The organism is Mesorhizobium delmotii, assembly GCF_900149755.1.
In the GTDB taxonomy this organism is placed as follows: domain Bacteria; phylum Pseudomonadota; class Alphaproteobacteria; order Rhizobiales; family Rhizobiaceae; genus Mesorhizobium; species Mesorhizobium delmotii.
On record NZ_FUIG01000013.1, the window covers coordinates 1,517,980 to 1,535,100 of the forward strand.

A 17,121-nucleotide genomic window follows, 5' to 3' on the forward strand; every position below is an offset into this window, starting at 1 on the left:
GAAAAACAAAGACTTAAAAGCGCGACGCGCTTTAAGAGCCCAAGCCGAAATCTAAAGCTGTCCGAGAATATGAGCCGCCCCGGATTCGTCGACGCCGGGCTTTGTCTCGACATTGAGCGCGGTGACCTTGCCGTCGTCGACGATCATCGAAAACCGCTTCGAGCGCAGCCCCATGCCGCCGCTGGAAAGATCGGCGTCAAGGCCGATCGACTTGACGAAATCGCCATTGCCGTCGGCAAGATAAAGGAGCTTGCCTTCACCGCCGCTGAAGCGGGCCCAGGCGCCCATCACATGAACATCGTTGACGGCGACGACGGCGATGGTGTCGACGCCGCGCGCCAGGATGGCGTCGTAATTGTCCAGATAGCCGGGCAGATGATTGTTGGAGCAGGTCGGCGTGAAAGCGCCGGGAACGGCGAACAGCACCACCTTCTTTCCCGAGAAAATCTCGGCCGTCGTGATCGCTTTTGCGCCGTCGGCAGTCATCGTCTTGAAGGTCGCATCGGGCAGTTTTTCGCCAACGGCAATCGTCATCATGGTCCTCACTTGAGAGATGGAATGGAAGTGTTCTTGCGATAGCGAACTCAGGTGTTTCCCGCAACATCGGGGAACAAAAGGACGTTCGACCTGAACATCCTTTGCTCGGGATCAAGGGAACGGCAGCAGGCCTTCGACCGCGCCGGCCGCAGTTGTCAGCGTGTAGTAAAGTCCGCCATCCGTCGGCGTCGTCGTCGGTCTGTCGACGATAGGCACGGTAAACACCAGCTTGCCTTCCTTTTCGCTGCGGGCCGGCACGCCGAACATGTAATCCCGCTCACCGGCGACGAAGAAATCCACTGCTTCGGGATTGCCCGGAAAGCTCGCCTCGACAATCAGTGTCTCGCGGTCGCCCGGCAGGATATTGATGCCGAAATCGGGTCTTGCGGGAGCAGGCAGCGTTGCAAGGGCCGCCTTCACCAACGCGGCATCTTCGACATTGTCCGGATCGGAGCCCGGATCGATGGTCAGCTTCGTCTGCACCGGGATGCAGATCGTCTCGCAAATGCCGAGAAAGATATTGGCATCGATGACGGCCGGCTCGTTCGGCGCCGACAGAGTGAAGGTCACCGGCAGCGAAACCGGATGGTCATAGCCAGCCCATTTGCCGTAGCCGTCGTCGTGGCGCTGGGGCGGCGGAAACGAAAACGTCGCGTTGGCAATGTTGGTGCTGGCCGAGATATCGATTTGCGGCGGCACGCCCGCGTCGCCCGGATCGCGCCAGTAGGTTTTCCAGCCAGGCTTGAGCGCAACTTCGAGGACGCCATGGATGCGCCCGGCTTCGTCGGGCTTGCCGCTGGTCACAAGCCGCACTTTGCCGCCTTCGCTATTGTACCAGATCGATGAGGAGGCTGCGGCAGGGAGGCCGGTTCCACATCCAATAGCGGCGCTGAGCAGCAGGACTTTCAAGCTTTGCATGGCGGTGATTTGAGCGTCCGTTCATGGCTGCGCAATGACTTCATGGCGTCGCTGTTATCATATTTGCGTGACCTCGGGCACAGCTTTTGCGTGACCTCGGGCACAGCTTTTACGTGACCTCGGGCACAGCTCTGCGTGACCTCGGGCACAGCTCTGCGTGACCTTAGATGCACATCTGCGACCAAATCGCGCGCGTCGCATCTTTTCGGCGCTTCAGAAACGCGTTACGCTCCTCCTTATGGACTTGTTGCGCCACAAGAAGATGGCTGCGGGACGCGGCTTTCTCGACGACCAGTTCCTGATTGCCATGCCCGGCATGAAGGACGACCGCTTCACGCGCTCCGTCATCTACATTTGTGCGCACAGCGACGAAGGCGCGATGGGCCTTGTCATCAACCAGACGCAGCAGATGCTGTTTCCAGACCTGCTCGTGCAACTCGGCATCATGAACGAACAGGAGGCGATCCGCTTGCCCGCCCAGGCCCGCGACTTCGTCGTGCGCAACGGCGGACCCGTGGATCGCAGCCGCGGCTTTGTCCTGCATTCGGGCGACTACCGGGTGGAATCGTCGCTGGCCGTCTCCGACGACATTTGCCTGACCGCGACCGTCGACATATTGCGCGCCATTTCGTCGGGCCGTGGGCCCCGGCACGCGCTGATGGCGCTCGGCTATTCGGGCTGGGGCGCCGGTCAGCTGGAAAGCGAAATCGCCGAGAACGGTTGGCTGACCTGCCCGGCAAATTCGGAGCTTCTGTTCGATACCGACATCGAGCGCAAATACGACCGGATTCTCGCTTCGATCGGCATCGATCTCGCGCATCTCAGCCTGGCGGCCGGGCACGCCTAATGCATGTCGCGCAAAAGTGTGCAGCGGTTTTGCGATAACGACATGCATAAAACAACAAACTAAAGCGCGTCACGTGAGGCCGATCAAACGCGACGCGCTTTAGTGGTGAAACCCCCGATACCTGCCTGGTTACCGTCGCATTGCCATCGCCAGCCGTTTGCCCAAATCGTAGACGAGATTCTCGAAACCCGCTGTCCAGGACAGGTCAGCCGCTTTCACGCGCGTTTCGACATCGCTGTATTTGCCGATGCGGGCTTCTAAGAAGGAGCGCAGGCGCTGGTGAAACTGGCCGACGGTGAGCTGATTTCCCTCGGCCTTGAAGATGGCAGTATTGAACCGCGCCGCCTTGGGGAAGATTTTGCTGGCCGTGGCATTGGGCTTCTCTTCGGCATTCGACAGGAGTGTTGCTGCCCCGTTTGTGCCAAGGAAATGGGGGAGGTAAAGATCCCTTTCGTCCATGGCCTTCTCGAGACGGGCTTCGATGCGTTCCTTGGCCGCGAGAAGGTTCTTGGCCGCAAGTGCTGCCGACAGATAGGGATCGCGCCTGAATTCAAGGATGCGCTCTTCTTCGGCCCTGTCGTCGACGAAATGGTGTTCGCGTTTGCCCTCGGGGCGGGTCCGGATCAGTTCCGCTTCGTCGCCCAGGCCGAACTCTGCACCGTAGTTCTTCACGGCCTCGAGCCATGTCTGGTCGAGGAACTGCATAAGACCAAGTGCCGACCCTTTGGGCGGGCGGTTGTTGATGTTGAAGGAGGACTCCTTCTCGGCGATCGCGAAAAGGGTGTCGGCAGGAAATTGGGTGTCCTTGGCGGCACGCAGAATCTCGCTGGCAATGTACTGCGACACCTTGTATTCGCCGAACTCGTGCACCGACCTGCCGATGACGATCTGTTCCGCGCTTTCGGAAAGGATGGAGACGGTGCCCTTCAACGCGTCGGCCAGTGTGCCTTCTCCCTTGCGTCGGGAGGTCGATATGGTGCCCGGATCGATGATGTCGAACTCGGGCACGGCCGAGGGGAAACTCAGAGCGGAGTACGGAACAGCAGTGGCAACCGCGGCTTCTGTCACTCCGTTGGCCAAGACTCCCGAATAGACCGGCCATGGCATGGCTGCCACTGTCGCCGCCAGGCCAAGCCCCGCGATTCTTTTCGACAAAGTCCGTCCGCCCGAAAGGAGGACGCCTCCGCAAGCAAAGAATTCAAATGTCCTTTGGAGTGACGCCAGGTCCCCCTCCGTTCCTTGTCTAGCCGCCCAGATACTTTGGGGCAGATCTATTTCCAACGTTGAGCCGTCAACGTCGAAAAAGACAAGAAGAACGGTCAGTGCTTCATTTAGCTAGTCATGGATAATGGCGGCACAATGGCCACAGTGCGGCAAAATAATTCGAAATGTAAAACAAGCGGATTTTAATCGAGGGCTGCGTAGCCGATGCGTTGCTTGTGAAGCATTTCGATTGCGGGCAGAAATTTCCCTGAGGTGGTCCGCCCTCGACCGCAGCGGGGCAATCCCCTCGGTTCTCGAACGGAAGATTGTGCATGAGCAGCCATTCTCGGCACGATACTCGATCGAACGAGTTCTCCGTTGGTGGGAGTCATTTAGCCTTTGGCTGTCGCCAGATTGGTGCTGAGCTCGAAGGCCAGTCCCGACCCAATGGTGTATGGCTGCAGCACGGGCGCACTCTCGCTCACGATCGCCTCCACGACGCGCTTGCGTTCCTGATCACCCATTTCCTTGGCTAAGGAACTCATCCCGACCAGCGCCATCGTATTCAAATGCAGGAAAGGTACGCCTTCCCCGAAATGGATGGTGCGCGAAATTATCCTCGCTCGGACCTCGTGGAAGCCGGCGTCTCGCAGCAGCGCCTCAAGTGGAGCCGCTTCCCCGAAGCTGTACCGTTGATCGGCGATGGCGCCCAGATGGCGCTCCGCGACGCGGCGCAGTTCGCGAAACAACGGGATTTCGTCGTCCGGGCGCCACGTGGCGATCGCCAGCCTGCCACCCTTCGCCAGCGCGCGACGCATCTGCGCCGCCGCCGCGGGTTTGTCAGGAAAGAACTGCAGTCCTTGCTGGCAGACGACCACGTCGAACATCTCACCGTTACGCAGAGGCAGCTCGCCGGCATTGCCCTGACGCCAGTCGATGGCTGGTTCTACAGCCCGCGCCACGGCAAGCATGTCGGGGCTGATGTCGACGCCGACGATATATCCGGCTTCACCGAGCCGCTCTCTTGCAACGCGCGCCACTATGCCTGTTCCGCAAGCGATATCGAGCACGCGATCGCCCGAAGACAATTCCAGCTCGTCAAGAGCCATCTCGGCCCATGGACGGAAGAGAGGGCCGACGAGCCACCGCTCGTACATCTCCGGGAAACTTGGCTGGTTCATTGCGTAGCTGGGCAAGGTCATGATTGTCCTCCCTCAAATTTCCATCCGGCCATTGTGAGCCTTCACCCGCGCTCCTTGGGCGAGCGCGATTCCAACGAAGCAAGAAAGTTGCAGTCGTTCCGAAGAAAAAGAAAATGCTAATATTTCATCGCGCCGCTGTCATCGGGAAAGGGCGAATCCATGCAGATGCACGAAATCCGCTACTTCCTGGCAGCGTCGCTGCTGCGTGACCCAGCCGGCGCTGACCCGGGCTATCCAGAAGTTTGAGGCAGAGCTTGGAGGGCATCTCTTGCACCGCGAACATAGCCATGTCCATCTCACCGACTTTAGGCGTCTCATACAGCCACATCGCCCAAAATGCGCAACGATTGACTGTCGGCAGGTCCTGAATAGGGTCGGTACCGGCCGAAGGAACACCAGGGCGGCAGAAGGCATCTCAATCAGCAGTAGCTCAAGCCTCAGCAATAAACGCCTAGCCTGGCCAATCGAACGTCTGGGCAGCTCGGACCATTGCCGCCGTCGCCGGGCTATAGGGCCGGCCCGGAACGCTAGCCAGGGACACCGTGCGTGCCACCGCGGGTTCGATCAGCGGACGCTGCAAAAGTTCAGGCGATGTCACCGAATATTCAGGCATGAAGGCGAAGCCGATCCGCGCCAGCACCATTGATTGGATCCAATCCTCGCGCTCGGAACGAAAGCGGGCATAAAGGCTGACGTTTCTTTCCCGGCACACACCCATTACCAGGTCCCGCATTTCGCAGGACAGACGATCGACATAGGGTTCTTGAGAGAGATCGACCAACTTGATTGCATTGAGGCTCGCAAGCCGGTGATCTGGCGCGAATACGACGACGTAACGCTCACTGTAGAGATCATGGACGCGGAACGCCGTTCCCAATCCCTCCAGCGGATTGAGAACGGCAAGATCGAGATCGCCTTGCTCAAGCCTGTTTTTCAGTTCCTGAACGCTCGCCTCGCTGACTTCAAGCTCGACGCCATGATAGTCGCGCTGGAACTTTGCGAGGAACCGGGCGAGCTTCACATGGCCGATGGTCGACATGACGCCGAGGCGGATCGGCACCTGGTTGAGCAGCCTGAAATTGTCGGCAAGCGTTCTGGTTGCGTGGGCCTCCTGCATGATCTGCTGAAGATGCGGCAGAATGGAGCGCCCGAACTCACTCAGGAGGACGCGCTTTCCCTCGCGGTGGAACAAGGGCGCGCCAAGCTCATCCTCGAGCGTCTTGACCGCTTTGGTGAGCGCCGGCTGAGACACATTGCAATCGGTGGCGGCCTTGGTGAAGTTCAGCATCTTCGCGGCGGCAAGCACGTAGCGGACCTGAAACATCTCCATGGCGAGCCCTCCCGAGGCGGTTCCACGAAACGACATTGTAACCCTTTCATCGATAACTGTCGGCTATCGATCGATAGAAAAAATGTCGTTCTCTTTCGCCCGCCGCTGCATTCAACTCCTGTGGTCACTGTTCACAGGAGGAGATCTGGAAATGACTGTCTACATGGTGGAACGCGACCTCAAGGGCATCAGCATGGAAGCTCTGGGAGGTGCGCAGAAGGCGGCGATCAGCAAAGCCGCCGAGATGACCTCCAATGGCACCGACATCAGCTACCTGCGCTCGACCTTCGCACCGGAGGACGGCCGCTGCATGTGCCTGTTTGACGCTGCCTCCGATATCGACGTGAAGCGTCTAAACGACGATGCGGGGCTGCCCTATCACAGGATCGTACCAGCGCTCGATCTTACGCCATAAGGCCAGCGCGACCGGGCTCGCGATGGCTATCCGGGCCCGGTGTTCTTGCGGAGTTGCAGCACGCCAGTTTGATCTTTGGAACGACGGAAGGACCAGGACGTTCTGCATCCGCCAGCCACACGCGTTGCCAGGAGAGTCGGAGCATGTTTGGCAATTCGGGCACCCTTCCTCTGCCTCGCCTGCTTGAGCGTCGTGTGGACACCCTTGCGCAGTCGTTCATGCGCCAGCGGCTCGGATCTCAGATGGACTTCTCGACCCCGCAGGGCGAGCCGGCGCTGTTACCGCCCAACGCGGTGTCCTGGAGTATTTTCAAGAACCCGGTTGCGATGTTCATCGGCGGGGTTACTGCGGTGCTGCTCGAACTGGCAGAGCCGCGGGTTCGCGACGCCATTTGGCAGCACAGCACATTCCGCTCGCACGCGCTCCGACGATTACAGCGCACTGGCCTCGCCGCCTTGGTCACGGTCTACGGTCCTCGGACCAAGGCCAAGGCCATGATTGAAGGTGTGGTCAGGATGCATGGGCGCGTTTCAGGCCGAACCAGCGAAGGTGAGCCATACCACGCCACCGACCCGGAGTTGCTGGACTGGGTGCAAGCGACGGCCGGGTTTGGTTTCATGGAGGCCTATCACGTCTATGTGCATCGTCTGCATTTTTTCGAACGGGATGCGATGTTCGCCGAGGCTCGCCCCGTCGCGCTTCTCTATGGTGCGGCCGGCGCCCCCACGTCGCAGGCCGAGCTTTACGCGCTGTTCGACGTGATGCGGCAAAGACTCGTCCCGTCGCCGATCGTCTTGGAATTCCTGCAGATCATGGAAGACGTTCCCGCCTTGCCGGCAGTGGCTCAACCGCTTCAGCGGCCATTTCTGAAGGCGGCAGTCGAGATCCTACCCCGCTGGGTTCGCACGCGCTTGGCACTCGGCGACCGCTGGACGTTGAAGCCGTGGGAGCGTGCTTTTGTGAAGACGACGGCTGCAATCTGCGAGAGCATCGTGCTCCCTTCATCCCCGGCCGTTCAATCGTGCCGTCGCCTCGGCCTTCCCGAGAACTATCTCTATCGCCGCCGTTAATTCAGGCTTTCCAACATTGATGGAGCCGCGCCGCGGGTAGCAAATTAGTTTTCGATACCGCGTGACCAAAACGGGTTACTCGCAACCTCCGAGCGCCCGGAGGCGGACCCCTGGCATGTCACCCAAAGTGCGCAGCAATTTTGGGACAACGACTTGCACGAAATCAAGCCCTAGCCAGCGGATACTGTTCCTTCAGCGTCTTCAGCACCTGATCGCCGGGCATCGGCGCGCCGAACATGAAGCTCTGCACATATTCGCAGCCCATCTGGCGCAGTTCGAGCGCATCGCTTTCGTCCGAAATGCCCTCCGCCACGACTGAAAGGCCGAGTTCATGCGCCATGTTGACCATGGATTTGAGCAGCACCGCGCGTTTCGGTGTCGCGTCGTCGACGAAGCTCTTGTCGATCTTGATCGTATCGAAGGGGAAGCGCGTCAGATAGGCCAGCGATGAGTAGCCGGTGCCGAAATCGTCGAGCGACAGGCCGATACCAAGCTTCTTCAGCTTGTTCAGCACATGGGCCGACTGCTCGGGATTGTCCATCACCAGCGATTCGGTGAGTTCGAGCCGGAAGCAGCGCGGCTTCAGATTGGCCCGCGCGATTACCGAGCGGACGTCGCTGACCAGATCGCGGCGGATGAGCTGGCGGCTGGACAGGTTGACCGAAACCGACAGCGGCGCGTCGCCGATCTGCTTTTGCCATCCGGCCAGATCTTCGGCGGCCTGTTGCATGGCGAACAGGCCAAGCTGCACGATCAGGCCGCAGCTCTCGGCTACCGGGATGAAATCGCCTGGCGGGATCATGCCGCGGCGCGGATGGTCCCAGCGCAAAAGCGCCTCGAAGCCGGCAACGCTGCCGTCTTCGAGCCGCACGATGGGCTGGTAAGCGAGTGTGAATTCGCGCCGTTCGATGGCGCGGCGCAGGTCGGACTCGAACTGCAGCCGGTCGGTGCCGACGGTCCGGAAGGCGGGGCGGAACGGCTCGATCCTGTCGCCGCCGAAACGCTTGGCCTGGTGCATGGCAAGCTCGGCGTCCTTGACCATATCCTCGGCCGAACTCTGTGCCGAGGTCCAGGTGACCAGCCCGATCGAGGCGGTCAGCACGATCTCGCGCTTGGCAAAGGTGATCGGATTGTTGATCGCATGCTTGATGGCGTCGGCAACTGCTGCGATGCGGGCCGGGTCCTGTTCGGAAAGCAGCATCAGTGCGAACTGGTCGCCGGCAAAGCGTGACAGCGAATCCTTCGGCTTGAGCAGCCGGTGCAGCCGGCGCGCAATGGTCAGCAGGATGGTATCGCCGGCCGAGATGCCGAGCCCGTCATTAACCTGCTTGAACCGGTCGATGTCGATGACGAAGACGGTCGGACGCACCTTCTCTTCGGTGCGCGCAATCGAGATGATCGCCTCCAGCCGGTTCATCAGCAATTCCCGGTTCGGCAGGCCGGTCAGATTGTCGTGCACGGCATCGTGCAGCAGCCTCTCCTCGGACTTCTTCTGCTCCGTCACGTCGACCATGGTGCCAACGCAGCGGATGACCTCGCCGTCCGATCCGATCACCGGCCGGGCGCGCAGCGAAAACCAGTGATAGTGCCCATCGGCACCGCGCAGGCGGAAATTCTGCGACACACGGCCGCGCCGGTGTTCGAGCACCACGTCGAGCGTTGTGCGGAACGTGTCGCGATCATCGGCATGCAGCACCGGCAGCCAGTTGCGGGCGGCGCCGCCCAGGCTGTCGGGCGCAAGGCCAAGCTGGATGCTGACATCCGGCTTGGTGACGACGCGGTCGCGCATCACGTCCCAGTCCCAAACCGTGTCGCCCGATCCGGCGACGGCCAGCGCCTGCCGTTCGAGATCGGAGAACAGGCCCTGATGCAGCGCGCCGCCGGCAAAGGCGTGCTGCATGACGGTGAAGCCGATCAGTAGGATGATGAGGATCAGCCCGCCGCCCAATGCCGGCTGGGCGATGTCATTGTCGAGCATGCCGGTGATCGCCATCCACGACCCGCATAGCCACAACAGGACCATGACCCAACTGGGCACCAGCATGATGGCACGGTCGTAGCCGCGTATGCCGAGGAAAATGATCAGGCCGAGGCCGGTCAGCGCGGTGGCGGCGAAGGACAGCCTGGCGATGCCGGCGGCGACCGCCGGATCGACGATTGCAACGCCTGCTATCAGTACCAGCCCCAGAATCCAGACCAGCGCGCCGTAGCTGAAATGGCCGTGCCATCGGTTGAGGTTGAGATAGGCGAACAGGAACACCACGAAGGTCGCCGCAAGCGCCACCTCCGTTCCGGCTCGCCACATCTGCTCGTTGCCGGGCGATATTTCCAAAACCTTGTTGAGAAAGCCGAAATCAATGCAGATATAGGCGAGCACCGCCCAGGCGAGTGCTGCGGTTGCCGGGAACATCGAGGTCCCCTTGACGACGAAAAGGATGGTCAGGAACAGCGCCAGGAGGCCGGCGATGCCGATGACGATACCGCGAAACAGCGTGTAGGAGTTGACCGAGTCCTTGTAGGATTCCGGATCCCATAGATAGACCTGCGGCAGTTTGGGCGAGGCAAGTTCGGCAATGAAGGTGATCACCGTTCCGGGGTTCAGCGTCACCCGAAACACATCGGCGTCGGGGCTGGTCTGGCGGTCGAGCGCGAAGCCCTCGCTGGGTGTGATCGCGGCAATGCGGGTCGAGCCGAGATCCGGCCAGAAGATGCCGGAATTCACCAGCCGGAAATGCGGTGCGACGATCAGCCTGTCGAGCTGCTGGTCGGTGGTGTTGGCAAGTGCGAACACCGCCCAGTCGCCGGTCGAGCGCGCATCATTGGCCTCGACCTCGATGCGCCGCACGATGCCGTCCGGTCCCGGCGCGGTCGACACCTGGAAGTTCTCGCCCTGGTCGCGGTAGATTTCGACGGCGCCCGAAAGATCGAGCGCCACGTCGTCGCGGGCGATCTTGATCGGCTCGACGGCGAAGGCCGAGGACGTCGCGCAGAGCACGACGATTGCCGTCAGCACAAAGGCGAACAACGACCCGATTCGCAGGAAATTCGTCAAAAATCAGTCCTTCGTTCCCGCGCCCGGCGGATCGTCTTCGATCCGGGCGTAGAGGTAGTGGTCCTGCCAGATGCCGTTGATCCTGAGATAGGATCGCAGAAGTCCTTCGCGCCGGAATCCGGCTTTTTCAAGCACGCGGATCGACCGGGCGTTGTCGGGAATACAGGCCGCTTCGATCCGGTGCAACCTCAGCGTATCGAAGGCGAAGCGCGTCACCACCTTGACCGCGTCGGTCATCAGGCCACGGCCGCTGTAGCGCTCGCCGATCCAGTAGCCGATATGACCGCTTTGTGCGACACCGTGGCGGATGTTGCCGAGGGTGATTCCACCGACAAGCTTGCCGTTGCCTTTCTCGAAGATGAAGAAGGCTATGGCCGTTCCCTGCGCATAGTCTTCGCGATAGCGGCTGAGGCGATGCCGCCAGGCCGTGCGGTCGAGCTCGTCGGGGTTCCACCGCGGCTCCCACGGCTCCAGGAAGGCGCGGCTTTCCCCGCGCAGCACCGACCATTCACGATAGTCATTGGTCAGCGGCACGCGCAGCGTGACCCGGTCACCCTTCAGTGCCGGCAGGTCACGGCGAAAGAAAGGGAGCGCGAACATGACGCTTTGATGGACTTAGCCGGCGAGCTTTCGGGCCGTGGTCTGCGTGCCCGATAGCGATTCGAGGACCGCCTCATAGGGAGCGAGCGTACCCACCGGTCCGACGGCAGTCAGCGTCGGCTTGGTCGAAAACAGCCGTGACGACAGGTCCGTCAGCCGCTCGACCGTCAGCGCCGACAGCCGTTCCATCAGCTCTTCCTTGGCGATCGGCCGGCCGAACAGAAGCATTTGCCGGGCGATCTGCGAGGCACGGCTGGCCGGGCTTTCGGCGGACATGATCAGGCCGGCGCGGTACTGGGCGCGTGCCCGGTCGAGTTCCTCCTGCAGGATGTTCTCGCCGGCCTTCTGCAACTCGTCGATAACCACCGGCACCAGTTCGGCGATGTCGCTCTGCCCGGTCGCGGCATGGACGCCGAATATGCCGGTGTCGGAAAAGCCCCAGTGGAAGGCATAGACCGAATAGCACAGCCCGCGCTTTTCGCGGACCTCCTGGAAAAGACGTGACGACATGCCGCCGCCAAGGATCATCGACAGGACCTGCGAGGCGTAGAAGTCGCGTACATGATAGGCGCGGCCCTCGAACCCCAGCACGATCTGCGCGTCCATCAGGTCGCGGTCCTCGCGGAAATCGCCGCCGACATATTGCGCAAACTGCGGCATCGTGTTGTCGGACTTGCTACGGAAACCGCCGAGATGCTTCTCGACCTCGCGTACGAAATTGTCGTGCTTGATGTCGCCGGCGGCGACGACCACCATGCGCTCGGCGCCATATTGCCGTTCGATGAATTTGTGCAATTGCTTCGAGGTGAAGGATTTGACGGTTTCCGGCGTGCCGAGGATGGAGCGGCCGATCGTCTGGTGGCGGAAAGCCGTCTCGGTGAAGCGGTCGAAGACGATGTCGTCGGGCGTATCGTGAGCGGCGCCGATCTCCTGCAGGATCACATGCTGCTCGCGCTCCAGCTCCTGCGGGTCGAACTCGGATTCCTGCAGGATGTCGGAGAGGATATCGACGGCCAGGGGCACGTCGTCGCTCAGCACCCTGGCATAATAGGAGGTGGTCTCGACACTGGTGGCGGCATTGATCTCGCCGCCGACATCCTCGATTTCCGAGGCGATCTCGAAGGCGCTGCGCCTTCTGGTTCCCTTGAACGCCATATGTTCAAGCAAGTGGGCCATTCCGTGCTCTTCGCTACGCTCGTTGCGGGCGCCTGATTTGACCCAGGCACCAAGAGCGACGGATTCGAGGCTTGGAAGGGTTTCGGTGGCGACTGTCAGGCCGTTCGACAGACGGCTTACCTCAACACCCATAAAGCAAATACTCCCTAACTTGCCGCCCGCGTGTGGCGGCTAACATAATCTTCCACCATTTTCAGGTCGGATGGAAGTACCGTGTATTTTTCCTCCGATGACATCAACCCGCCTAGCCATGCGGGCAGGGCAGGCGACACGCCGCTGGCGGCTTCGACGGCGGCCGGGAACTTTGCCGGATGGGCGGTGCCCAGCACCACCATCGGGACGGCACTGGTGGCCTTCGCAACCGCAACATGCATGGCCGCGGCCGTGTGCGGGTCGAGCAGATACTCGCTGGCTGCGAGCGTCGAGCGGATCGTAGCGGCGACTTCGTCCATGGTCGAACGGCCGGCATCGAATTCGGAGCGGATCCTGGCAATCTCGCCGGCTTCGATGATGAAGGCTCCGGACTGCTTGAGACCGTTCATGTAGCGCCGCACGGTCGAGGCGTCGCGGCCGGCCGCCTCGAACAGCAAGCGCTCGAAATTCGAAGAAACCTGGATGTCCATCGACGGCGACGTGGTCGAAAAGACGCCTTTCGTGCGGTATTCGCCGCTCGACAGCGTGCGCGCCAGAATGTCGTTGTCGTTGGTCGCGATGACCAGCCGCTCGATCGGCAGCCCCATCTTCTTGGCGGCGTAGCCGGCGAAGATGTCGCCGAAATTGCCGGTCGGCACCGTGAAGGAGACCGGCCGGTCGGGCGCGCCGAGCGACAGCGCCGATGAAAAATAATAGACGATCTGGGCCATGATGCGGGCCCAGTTGATCGAATTGACCCCGGACAGCGACACCCGGTCGCGAAAACCGTGATCGTTGAACATGTCCTTCACCAGCCCCTGGCAATCGTCGAAATTGCCTTCGACCGCCAGTGCATGGACATTTGCGGCGATGGACGTCGTCATTTGCCGCTGCTGCACCGGCGAGACCCGGCCGTTCGGGAAAAGGACGAAGATGTCGGTGCGATTGCGCCCGGCGAAGGCATCGATGGCGGCCCCGCCGGTATCGCCGGACGTGGCGCCGACAATGGTGGCGCGCTGGCCGCGTTCGGCAAGCACATGGTCCATCAGCCGGGCGAGAAGCTGCATGGCCACGTCCTTGAAGGCAAGCGTCGGGCCATGGAAGAGTTCCAGAACGAACATGTTCGAGCCGGTCTGAACCAGCGGGCAGACCGCCTCGTGACGGAACGTCGCATAAGCTTCGCGCACCAGGCGTTCGAACACCGGCATCGCGATCTCGCCGCCGAGAAACGGCGACAGCACGCGGATGGCGAGGTCGGGATAGGCAAGGCCGCGCATCGCGCGGATCTCTGCCGCCGAAAACTGCGGCCAGATATCAGGCACATAAAGACCGCCATCGCGCGCCAAGCCCGCCAGCACCGCGTCGGAAAATCCAAGCACAGGCGCTTCCCCGCGGGTACTCACATATTGCATCGTCATGTTCCATTGCTGCCGGGCGGTCCGTCCGCGGCAAAGTGGTTAATTTCCGTAGTTGCTCAGTCGCATTTTTGCCGCGCGGTTGATATACGTCACCCGCTTTGCGAGAGGGAAGTGCAGTTGATGGCGTTTCATTCATCCAACGGTCGTTTTGTCGCGGGTCTGGCCCTCACCGGCTTTATGCTTACCGCCGCCGGCTGCCAATCAGGCGGCAGTAGCATGCTGGGCTTCGGAAAGAAGGACACGACACCGCCACCACCGCCGGACCCCAAGGTTCTCGCCAGCCAGTTGCTGGCCTATTGTCCGAAAGTGACGCTGCGCGACGGCACCGCCTTCTTCAACACCTATGCCAAAGGCAACCAAAAGCCTAAGAAAAAAGCCGCCGCTCAGGACGCCGAAGCTGCTGCGCTTGAAGTGAGCAGCGACCAGCAGGACGATTCCGCGAAGATCATCTACCAGGCTTCGATCACCGATGTGACCCGCGACTGCAACCGTGCCAACGGCTCGCTGACGATGAAGATCGCCGTGGCCGGCAAGGTCGTTCCGGGACCGATGTTCAGCCCGGGCACCATCACCATGCCGATCCGTATCGCTGTGATGCACGGCACCGAGGTCCTTTACTCGCAGCTTCACCAACATCAGGTCCAGGTAACCAATCCCACGAGTGCCACCCAGTTCGTCTTCACCGATTCGAACGTTGTCGTTCCCGAGCCGACCGCGAAGGATTATCAGGCGTTCGCCGGCTATGACGAAGGCCCGCTGAAGAAGACCGACAAGAAGATTGCCGCGGCCGAATAGCCGCGGCTTTGGAGCTGCGCGTCCATTTGGACGCCTGCTTCACGCATCCGCCGACCATTCTGACAGGGCGGCGATCACGCTTTTCAGTTCCGCCCAGCGGCGGATGACCGTTTCGGCGCCGGCCTCGGTCAGCGCGTCGGCATGCCCGGGATAGCTGTGCGCCGCTCCGGTGAAGCCGATCACACGCATGCCGGCTGTCCTGGCGCCGGTCACGCCATGCACGGAATCCTCGATGACGAAGATGTTCGCCGGATCGGCCTGGAGCTTTGCCGCGGCAAAGAGAAATACGTCGGGCGCCGGCTTGGATTTTCCGCTCGGCGTTTCCAGCGAGGAAAAAATGTGCCCGGCGAAAAACGGCAGCAGACGCACCTTCTCCAGCATGAACTCGATCCGCTCGGAGCGCGAATTCGAGCAGACGCAGCGCGGCGTGGTCACCGCGGCGACCGCCTCGTGCACCCCGTCGACGGCGCGCACGTCGCTGCGCAGCCGGCGGTCGACCAGGTCTTCGGCACGATCGATCAGCGAGGCCTGGAACGGGACGCGGGATTTTTCCTCGACCCGCATCATGATGTCCTTGAAGGTCAGCCCGGCATAGGTTTCGGAAAGCTCCTCGGCCGATATCTCGTAACCGGCCGACGTCAAAAGCTCGGCTTCGATGCGCGCGGCGATGATTTCGGAATCGACGAGCACGCCGTCGCAATCGAAGATGACAAGGTCTGGCTGGGGCATAGCGATCCGGAAAGCGGGAGGGAGGCGGCTGGGACGGTTCTGGCGGCGCGGCATACACCAACAGGCCGATCTTCGCAAATTACCCGGAGTCCGCACCCCAGGCCTTCACCGAAAATTTACGCTGATCGGTAACCATAACAGGGAGTAAACAGTAACGCGTGCTTTGGGTGTAACAATGTCTGCCGTGCGTCTTCTCGACGAGCTTTCCCACGCTCCCCAGCAATCTGAATGGCTGGATACGATCCTGAAGGGCGATTGTGTCGCCGCGCTCGACCGGCTGCCGGAAAAATCCATCGACGTGATCTTTGCCGATCCGCCCTACAATCTGCAGCTCGACGGCGATCTACACCGGCCCGACCAGTCCAAGGTCGATGCCGTCGACGACGACTGGGACCAGTTCGCGAGTTTTGAGGTCTACGACGCCTTCACGCGGGCCTGGCTGCTGGCGGCGCGCCGCGTGCTGAAGCCCAACGGCACCATCTGGGTCATCGGCTCCTACCACAACATTTTCAGGGTCGGCGCCAAGATGCAGGATCTGGGGTTCTGGATCCTCAACGATGTCGTCTGGCGCAAGACCAATCCGATGCCGAATTTCCGCGGCCGCCGCTTCCAGAATGCCCATGAGACGATGATCTGGGCCTCGCGCGACCAGAAGGGCAAGGGCTACACCTTCAACTACGAAGCGCTGAAGGCGTCGAACGACGACATCCAGATGCGTTCCGACTGGCTGTTTCCGATCTGCACCGGCAGCGAGCGCCTGAAGAACGAAAATGGTGACAAGCTGCATCCGACGCAGAAGCCCGAAGCGCTGCTCGCCCGCATCATGATGGCCTCGACCAAGCCCGGAGATATCGTGCTCGATCCCTTCTTCGGCTCCGGTACCACCGGCGCCGTGGCCAAGCGCCTCGGCCGCCATTTCGTCGGCATCGAGCGCGAGCAGGCCTATATCGACGCCGCCAACGAGCGCATCGATGCAGTTCGGCCGCTGGACGGCGCTGCTCTTACCGTGCTTACCGGCAAGCGCGCCGAGCCGCGCGTTGCTTTCGTCAGCCTCATCGACACCGGGCTGATGCTGCCGGGCGCCACGCTCTACGACGCCAAGAAGCGCTGGGCGGCCAGGGTGCGCGCCGACGGCACTGTGGCGGTTGGCGACAGCGCCGGATCGATCCACAAGATTGGCGCGGAAGTGCAGGGGCTGGATGCCTGCAACGGCTGGACCTTCTGGCACTATGAGCGCAGCGGCGGCCTGACCCCGATCGACGAGCTTCGCCGCATCGCCCGCCTCGGCATGGAGCGGGCAGGGGCCTGATAACAGTCAGCCCTTTTCTTCCAGAACAATTTCGTTCAAATCGCCTTCGGCCATCAAGGTGAGCTGATTGTGAAAACGGGACAGTCCCGAATAGTCGGTGCGAAGCTGAATACGCGCAAATTCGACTGCGTCGGCGTCTTCAGCGACCTCGATTCGAACTGCCAGATGACCAACGCCATCCGTTGGGAAAACAGAGATGTTTAACAGGCCTGGCGACTTCAGCGAAAGCATCGCTCGCTCAAGGGGGTATGCTTTCAGCGACGTCATGAATTCGCTTACTTCGTTGATTGTGAAATATACGACGCCATGGCCACGAAAGTTACCCTGCACGATATCAATATCGAGCATCGGCCAGTACGGGTCGTAGGTTAATACAATCCTGCCCATA

General features: G+C 61.2%; 16 protein-coding genes and 1 pseudogene. 6 read left to right on the forward strand and 11 right to left on the reverse strand.

What is annotated here, in order from left to right; genetic code table 11:
- Positions 1-51: 51 nt before the first annotated feature.
- Positions 52-534, reverse strand: a complete 483-nt coding sequence (locus BQ8482_RS08750; RefSeq protein ID WP_123147481.1) for a peroxiredoxin — start codon at positions 532-534, stop codon at positions 52-54.
- A gap of 114 nt (positions 535-648) precedes the next feature.
- Entirely contained in the window at positions 649-1,455 is an 807-nt protein-coding gene (locus BQ8482_RS08755) for a protein-disulfide reductase DsbD domain-containing protein (protein WP_123147078.1), read from the reverse strand.
- 238 nt (positions 1,456-1,693) lie between these two features.
- Here BQ8482_RS08755 and BQ8482_RS08760 point away from each other — a divergent pair, with 238 nt between their 5' ends.
- On the forward strand, positions 1,694-2,302 hold the full coding sequence (locus tag BQ8482_RS08760) for a YqgE/AlgH family protein (protein ID WP_123147079.1): 609 nt from the start codon (positions 1,694-1,696) through the stop codon (positions 2,300-2,302).
- A gap of 129 nt (positions 2,303-2,431) precedes the next feature.
- On the opposite strand, the gene BQ8482_RS08765 is transcribed toward BQ8482_RS08760, so the two are convergent.
- Positions 2,432-3,457 carry a transglycosylase SLT domain-containing protein gene (locus BQ8482_RS08765; RefSeq protein ID WP_123147080.1) on the reverse strand — a complete coding sequence of 342 codons (1,026 nt, stop codon included), beginning with the start codon at positions 3,455-3,457 and terminating at the stop codon, positions 2,432-2,434.
- A gap of 440 nt (positions 3,458-3,897) precedes the next feature.
- On the reverse strand, positions 3,898-4,707 hold the full coding sequence (locus tag BQ8482_RS08770; RefSeq protein WP_123147081.1) for a class I SAM-dependent methyltransferase: 810 nt from the start codon (positions 4,705-4,707) through the stop codon (positions 3,898-3,900).
- Between the two features lie 205 nt (positions 4,708-4,912).
- Here BQ8482_RS08770 and BQ8482_RS40510 point away from each other — a divergent pair.
- Positions 4,913-4,960 (forward strand): annotated as a pseudogene (locus BQ8482_RS40510) (hypothetical protein); the annotation flags it as partial.
- A 198-nt stretch (positions 4,961-5,158) separates the two neighbouring features.
- On the opposite strand, the gene BQ8482_RS08780 reads toward BQ8482_RS40510, so the two are convergent.
- Positions 5,159-6,037: a LysR family transcriptional regulator gene (locus tag BQ8482_RS08780; protein ID WP_165848460.1), complete on the reverse strand. Its 879-nt coding sequence runs from the start codon at positions 6,035-6,037 to the stop codon at positions 5,159-5,161.
- Between the two features lie 151 nt (positions 6,038-6,188).
- Here BQ8482_RS08780 and BQ8482_RS08785 point away from each other — a divergent pair, with 151 nt between their 5' ends.
- Both BQ8482_RS08785 and BQ8482_RS08790 read left to right on the forward strand, forming a co-directional pair.
- Positions 6,189-6,452 (forward strand): DUF4242 domain-containing protein, encoded by a 264-nt coding sequence (locus BQ8482_RS08785; protein WP_095492388.1) that lies wholly within the window; start codon positions 6,189-6,191, stop codon positions 6,450-6,452.
- A gap of 143 nt (positions 6,453-6,595) precedes the next feature.
- On the forward strand, positions 6,596-7,522 hold the full coding sequence (locus BQ8482_RS08790) for an oxygenase MpaB family protein (RefSeq protein WP_123147083.1): 927 nt from the start codon (positions 6,596-6,598) through the stop codon (positions 7,520-7,522).
- A gap of 163 nt (positions 7,523-7,685) precedes the next feature.
- Here BQ8482_RS08790 and BQ8482_RS08795 read toward each other — a convergent pair whose 3' ends face one another.
- Genes BQ8482_RS08795 through thrC form a run of 4 tightly spaced genes read right to left on the reverse strand, consistent with a single transcriptional unit; the run spans position 7,686 to position 13,894 of the window.
- On the reverse strand, positions 7,686-10,574 hold the full coding sequence (locus tag BQ8482_RS08795) for an EAL domain-containing protein (protein ID WP_123147084.1): 2,889 nt from the start codon (positions 10,572-10,574) through the stop codon (positions 7,686-7,688).
- Positions 10,575-10,577: 3 nt separating this feature from the next.
- On the reverse strand, positions 10,578-11,174 hold the full coding sequence (locus tag BQ8482_RS08800; protein WP_123147085.1) for a GNAT family N-acetyltransferase: 597 nt from the start codon (positions 11,172-11,174) through the stop codon (positions 10,578-10,580).
- A gap of 15 nt (positions 11,175-11,189) precedes the next feature.
- Complete coding sequence (locus BQ8482_RS08805) at positions 11,190-12,482, reverse strand: M16 family metallopeptidase (RefSeq protein ID WP_123147086.1); 1,293 nt, start codon at positions 12,480-12,482, stop codon at positions 11,190-11,192.
- 14 nt (positions 12,483-12,496) lie between these two features.
- Positions 12,497-13,894 carry a threonine synthase gene (thrC, locus tag BQ8482_RS08810; RefSeq protein ID WP_123147482.1) on the reverse strand — a complete coding sequence of 466 codons (1,398 nt, stop codon included), beginning with the start codon at positions 13,892-13,894 and terminating at the stop codon, positions 12,497-12,499.
- 126 nt (positions 13,895-14,020) lie between these two features.
- Between thrC and BQ8482_RS08815 the strand changes: the two genes are divergently transcribed.
- Positions 14,021-14,695 carry a hypothetical protein gene (locus BQ8482_RS08815; RefSeq protein ID WP_123147087.1) on the forward strand — a complete coding sequence of 225 codons (675 nt, stop codon included), beginning with the start codon at positions 14,021-14,023 and terminating at the stop codon, positions 14,693-14,695.
- 39 nt (positions 14,696-14,734) lie between these two features.
- On the opposite strand, the gene BQ8482_RS08820 is transcribed toward BQ8482_RS08815, so the two are convergent.
- The gene (locus tag BQ8482_RS08820) at positions 14,735-15,424 is read right to left on the reverse strand and encodes an HAD family hydrolase (protein WP_123147088.1); all 690 of its coding nucleotides are present in this window, start codon (positions 15,422-15,424) and stop codon (positions 14,735-14,737) included.
- Positions 15,425-15,599: 175 nt separating this feature from the next.
- Here BQ8482_RS08820 and BQ8482_RS08825 point away from each other — a divergent pair, with 175 nt between their 5' ends.
- A complete protein-coding gene (locus tag BQ8482_RS08825) occupies positions 15,600-16,733 on the forward strand; it encodes a site-specific DNA-methyltransferase (RefSeq protein WP_123147089.1) in 1,134 nt (377 codons plus the stop codon).
- A 6-nt stretch (positions 16,734-16,739) separates the two neighbouring features.
- Here the strand turns inward: BQ8482_RS08825 and BQ8482_RS08830 are convergent, their stop codons facing one another.
- A complete protein-coding gene (locus BQ8482_RS08830; RefSeq protein WP_133254710.1) occupies positions 16,740-17,120 on the reverse strand; it encodes a hypothetical protein in 381 nt (126 codons plus the stop codon).
- Position 17,121: the final 1 nt, after the last annotated feature.